Annotated in this window: 5 protein-coding genes and 1 pseudogene; 4 read left to right on the plus strand and 2 right to left on the minus strand. The window is 67.1% G+C overall.

Annotation, left to right across the window (positions count from 1 at the left end; genetic code table 11):
• The 4 genes and pseudogenes from AB0N17_RS45690 to AB0N17_RS45705 form a co-directional block, all read left to right on the plus strand.
• Positions 1-324 (plus strand): urease accessory UreF family protein (locus tag AB0N17_RS45690; RefSeq protein ID WP_366017588.1); only part of this gene is annotated, 324 nt, incomplete at its 5' end.
• Between the two features lie 26 nt (positions 325-350).
• The gene (gene ureG, locus AB0N17_RS45695; protein ID WP_366017589.1) at positions 351-1,046 is read left to right on the plus strand and encodes an urease accessory protein UreG; all 696 of its coding nucleotides are present in this window, start codon (positions 351-353) and stop codon (positions 1,044-1,046) included.
• 227 nt (positions 1,047-1,273) lie between these two features.
• Entirely contained in the window at positions 1,274-1,900 is a 627-nt protein-coding gene (locus AB0N17_RS45700) for an urease accessory protein UreD (protein ID WP_366017590.1), read from the plus strand.
• Between the two features lie 173 nt (positions 1,901-2,073).
• Positions 2,074-2,166: pseudogene (locus tag AB0N17_RS45705) on the plus strand (IS5/IS1182 family transposase); the annotation flags it as partial.
• Positions 2,167-2,414: 248 nt separating this feature from the next.
• Here the strand turns inward: AB0N17_RS45705 and AB0N17_RS45710 are convergent.
• Both AB0N17_RS45710 and AB0N17_RS45715 read right to left on the minus strand, forming a co-directional pair.
• Positions 2,415-2,789: a hypothetical protein gene (locus AB0N17_RS45710; protein ID WP_366017591.1), complete on the minus strand. Its 375-nt coding sequence runs from the start codon at positions 2,787-2,789 to the stop codon at positions 2,415-2,417.
• A 405-nt stretch (positions 2,790-3,194) separates the two neighbouring features.
• A partial coding sequence (locus AB0N17_RS45715; protein ID WP_366017592.1) for a hypothetical protein occupies positions 3,195-3,443 on the minus strand: 249 nt, incomplete at its 5' end.

Consider the following 3,443-nt stretch of genomic DNA (forward strand, 5'->3'; position numbering starts at 1 on the left):
GGAGTGCATCAGCCGGTCGTCCTCGGCGGCGCGGCCCGCGCCGCCGGCCTGACGCCGTTCGACGCCGCACAGTGCGCCGCGTACGAGAGCGTCGGCGGCCCGGCGACCGCGGCCGTACGGCTGCTGGGCCTCAACCCGTTCGATGCCACAGCCCTCCTCGCACGGCTCGCCGGTGACCTCGACGAAGTCGCCCGCACCGCGGCTGACGCCGGGCAACGCACCGCCGCCGAGGGCGTCGGCGTACTGCCCGCCGCGTCCTCCCCGCTGCTGGACATCACGGCGGAGCAACACGCCGCCTGGAGCGTCCGCCTCTTTGCTTCCTGACCCGTCTGCGCCACCCTGGAGCCGCCGTGCACCTCGACCAGCCCGCATCCATGCCCCACAGTCACACGCACAGTGCCGAAGATCCGCGCCGCCACAACGGCCACCGGGCGCTCCGCGTCGGCCTGGGCGGCCCCGTCGGATCGGGCAAGACCGCGACTGTCGCAGCTCTGTGCCGGGCGCTGCGGGACCGGCTCTCCATCGCCGTGGTGACCAATGACATCTACACCCAGGAAGACGCCGAGTTCCTGCGCCGCCAAGCGGTGCTGCCACCGGAAAGGATCACCGCTGTGGAGACGGGCGCCTGCCCGCACACCGCGATCCGCGACGACATCTCCGCCAACCTCGAAGCGGTCGAACAGTTCGAGCGCACCCTGCAGCCACTCGACCTCATCCTCATCGAATCGGGAGGGGACAACCTCACCGCCATCTTTTCCCGCGGACTCGCCGACATGCAGATGTTCGTGATCGACGTCGCCAGCGGGGACGACATCCCGCGCAAAGGCGGCCCCGGTATCACCACCGCCGACCTGCTCGTCATCAACAAGACCGATCTTGCGCCGTACGTCGGAGCCGACCTGAACACCATGATGACCGATGCCAAAAGGCAGCGCGGTGCTCTGCCGATCGCCATGACCAGCCTGACTGCGGCCGACGGTGTCCGCCCTGTCGCCGACTGGGTCACCGGATGTCTCGCCGCCTGGCGCGCCGGGGCAACCGCGTGACCACCGGCGTGTATCCGCCGCCGTCGAACGAGCCATGGCCCAAACCCCTCCCGCCCCAGGAGCACACGTCCGACCTCCACCTCACCGGTGTCCGTGCCACGGCCCGCATCCGTGCCGCCCACAACGGCCGCACCACGACCCTCCCGCTCGTGCACAGCGACGGCCCGTTCCACTTGCGCCGCCTACGAGGCCGCAACGGGCGAGCGCGAGTCAGTGTGATCGGAGCGATGAGTGCACCACTCGGCGGAGACCGTCTCGCACTCGACATCACCGCCGACGCGCAGGCCGAGTTGGAGGTGACCACGGCCACAGCCACCATCGCCCTGCGCGGCCCCACCACCGCACCCGCCACCTACGACGTACGGATCACCCTCGGCGAGAACGCATCGCTGAACTGGCTGCCGCAGCCCTTGATCAGCACGCGAGGCAGCACTGTGCACCAGACCTACGATGTGGAACTCGCTCCCACATCCCGTCTGCTGTTGCGGGAGGAGCAGCTTCTGGGCCGCACCGCAGAGCCCCCCGGTCATCTCTCCACCCGCTTGACCGTACGCCGCGAGGGCCAACTGCTCCTGGACCAGCACACCGCCTATGGGGAACGGGCTCCGGCGTGGGACGGTCCCGCGGTCCTGGGCAGCCACAGAGCCACCGGACAACTGCTCTTCGTCGACCCGGGGTTGGCTACAGGATCACAGCCCCTGCTCATCGGTGCCGACCCGGCACAGGGATGCGCCGTCCTGGCTCCTCTGGCCCACGGGCCGGCGCTGCTCGCCACCGCCGTCGCACCGACACCATCCCGCCTGCGGCACCTCCTCGACACCGCCCTCGCACACCTCACGGCCCTGCAGGAGTGATGTTCGGACGGCACAACAACAAACGGGCATTCGTCCTTTCACCGCCATCCAGGTCCAGCTTCGTCAATGCGGTGACCGAAAGCCTTGTCAGGCGCCGTTGTCGTTGCTGGAGATCACGCACAGGCTGCTGCGTCCGAGGAAGAAATAGTTGGGTTCAGCGAGATCTAGCGAGGAACCCTCGCTACGAGCGCCATCTGCGTAACTACCTGGCGTTTCTCGGACTTTCCGCAGCCCAGTGCTGCTACAAGCGGCTGCTCAAACTCACTATTAGGAAAACGGTCCAAGGCTGCAGCCGAAGGCTCGCAGAGCCGGGGGTGCCTGGCACGCAGTCATACCCCCTCCAGCCCCGGCCCCGGTCTGCACGTGACGTATCCGCCGACGCCGCGCAGATTCTCCGGCTGTTGACGCACCCCGAAAGTCCTCGTGTGGATACAGCTCCTTCCAGCGGAAGACCCGTGCGTCTCTGGCTAGCACGGGTTTTCCGTGGACCCGGAGCTACCGGTACTCGGTGCTGTCAGACGCCACCTTTGCGGTGGTTGGAGACCAGGCAGAAGTGGATGATCTGGATGGGCTCGAACTGATGGGTGATTGGGCTGATCGGAGCATGGAAACGCTGATCGGCCCTGACAGGGATGCCTTCGTAGCCGTAGAAGCTGGCTGCGTTCACCGCGCCCCTGACGATGACCCCGTGGGCGGCATAAGGACCATGGACATGGAAGTCGAGCAGCGGGCCGCGGGTGGATCTGTGCAGGGTGGTGGTGACCGATCCGTCATTGTGCGGGGCGGGGAACGTGGTCGTGGTGGACCCGGCCGCGGGGGGAACGACGTTGACCTCGAAGGCGAACGATGCCGGGAAGTTGATGCACGTGGGGTTGTTGACGAACTGCATGGGCTGCACACCCACCGCGCTGGGCGGACCCGGCAGCTGTACTGCCGAGGCGGGGCTACCGGCGAAGCCGAGTCCCACGGCCGCGGCCAGACCAGTGCCGACAATTCGCGCGCCCCATCTGGGCCGTCCCGATTGACTCTTTGCTCGAGTAGCTACCCGCATCACGAATCCTTCCCCTGCTTCTTGCATCACCCGAAATCGCCCTCGCCGAGTCCGGCGCTTCCCCTCGGAAATTTTACCTTGAACAACTGTCACCACCAGGCCCGTAAAACCCTTACACAGCAGGATCCGTCACGCGAGAGGCGCGACCTGAGTAGGGGGCGGGCTTTCCGCTGTGCACTGGACTCCAGTGCTGCGGCTTGTCGCCTCTGCCGGCCGCCAGCCCGGCCGAAGATTCGTTAGGCCTCAAGAATCCTCGAGCTCTGGCCCGTCACCGATATCGGCTTTCGCCCGTTCAAACAGCGAGGTCTGCACCATGCGATTCCACCGACGCCCCGCAGGTTCTCCGGCTGTTGACGCACCCAGGAAGAAGTCTGCGGGTGGATACAGCCCCTTCCAGCGCATCTGCGCTGAGCACGGGTCTTCCGTGGGCCACAGCCCGCAGCCGCACACCCCCGCCCTGGGCACAATGGTTGGTTTGACGACCTGGCCGTG

The organism is Streptomyces sp. NPDC051133, assembly GCF_040682635.1.
GTDB lineage: Bacteria > Actinomycetota > Actinomycetes > Streptomycetales > Streptomycetaceae > Streptomyces.

Bases quoted from the DNA above. Each gene is read 5' to 3' on its own strand.
- AB0N17_RS45700 (WP_366017590.1), top strand. From the start codon at position 1,274: ATGAGTGCACCACTCGGCGGAGACCGTCTCGCACTCGACATCACCGCC.
- AB0N17_RS45710 (WP_366017591.1), bottom strand. From the start codon at position 2,789: ATGCAGTTCGTCAACAACCCCACGTGCATCAACTTCCCGGCATCGTTC.